The sequence below is a fragment of the Streptomyces sp. KR55 genome, assembly GCF_052245645.1.
Taxonomy (GTDB): domain Bacteria; phylum Actinomycetota; class Actinomycetes; order Streptomycetales; family Streptomycetaceae; genus Streptomyces; species Streptomyces flavusporus.
Genome location: NZ_JBQQCE010000897.1, coordinates 1 through 1400 on the forward strand (window position 1 = coordinate 1; position 1400 = coordinate 1400).

Here is a 1400-nt window from a genome sequence, read left to right on the forward strand (position 1 = left end):
GTCCTGGAACAGCCGGCGCATGTCACCGAGGTGCGCGATCGGCACGCCGACCCGGCCCACCTCGCCGCGGGCGAGGATGTGGTCGGAGTCGTAACCGGTCTGCGTCGGCAGGTCGAACGCCACCGACAGACCCGTCTGCCCCTTGGCGAGATTGCGCCGGTACAGCTCGTTGGACGCCTCGGCCGTGGAGTGACCGGCGTAGGTCCGCATGAGCCACGGCCGGTCCTTCTGACGCTCAGTCATGCAACGCCCCTCAGATGTTCCGGAAGCGGTTGATGGCGTCGACGTGCTTGGCGCGCATCTCCTCGTCGCGCACGCCGAGACCCTCCTCGGGGGCCAGGCAGAGCACGCCGACCTTGCCCTGGTGGAGGTTGCGGTGCACGTCGTACGCGGCCTGGCCGGTCTCCTCCAGGGAGTAGACCTTCGACAGCGTCGGGTGGATCTTGCCCTTGGCGATCAGCCGGTTGGCCTCCCATGCCTCGCGGTAGTTGGCGAAGTGCGAGCCGATGATGCGCTTCAGGGACATCCACAGGTAGCGGTTGTCGTACTCGTGGTTGTAGCCGGAGGTGGAGGCGCAGGTGACGATCGTGCCGCCCTTGCGCGTCACGTACACCGACGCGCCGAAGGTCTCGCGGCCGGGGTGCTCGAAGACGATGTCGACGTCCTCGCCGCCGGTGAGTTCGCGGATGCGCTTGCCGAAGCGCTTCCACTCCTTGGGGTCCTGGGTGTGCTCGTCCTTCCAGAACTTGTAGTCCTCGGCGGTGCGGTCGATGATCGCCTCGGCGCCCATCGCGCGGCAGATCTCCGCCTTCTGCGGCGAGGAGACGACACAGATCGGGTTGGCGCCGCCCGCGAGGGCGAACTGCGTGGCGTACGAGCCGAGACCACCGCTCGCGCCCCAGATGAGGACGTTGTCGCCCTGCTTCATGCCGGCGCCGTTGCGGGAGACCAGCTGCCGGTACGCCGTGGAGTTCACGAGCCCGGGGGCCGCGGCCTCCTCCCAGCTCAGGTGCTGGGGCTTGGGCATCAGCTGGTTGGACTTGACCAGGGCGATCTCGGCGAGGCCGCCGAAGTTGGTCTCGAAGCCCCAGATGCGCTGCTCGGGGTCGAGCATCGTGTCGTTGTGGCCGTCGCTGGACTCCAGCTCGACCGACAGACAGTGCGCGACGACCTCGTCGCCCGGCTGCCAGGCGTTGACGCCGGGGCCGGTGCGCAGGACGACGCCCGCGAGGTCGGAGCCGATGATGTGGTACGGCAGGTCGTGGCGCTTGGTGAGCTCGCTGAGCTTGCCGTAGCGCTCCAGGAACCCGAACGTCGGCAGCGGCTCGAAGATCGAGGTCCACACCGAGTTGTAGTTGACCGAGGAGGCCATGACGGCCACCAGGGCCTCGCCCGGGCCG

Annotated in this window: 2 protein-coding genes; both read right to left on the bottom strand. The window is 68.4% G+C overall.

Annotated elements, in window-relative coordinates; genetic code table 11:
• The coding region (locus tag ACTWQJ_RS51350) for a methylmalonyl-CoA mutase family protein (protein WP_443313196.1) at positions 1 to 243 on the bottom strand (243 nt) is incomplete at its 3' end.
• Between the two features lie 10 nt (positions 244 to 253).
• The coding region (gene ccrA, locus ACTWQJ_RS51355) for a crotonyl-CoA carboxylase/reductase (protein WP_443313197.1) at positions 254 to 1400 on the bottom strand (1147 nt) is incomplete at its 5' end.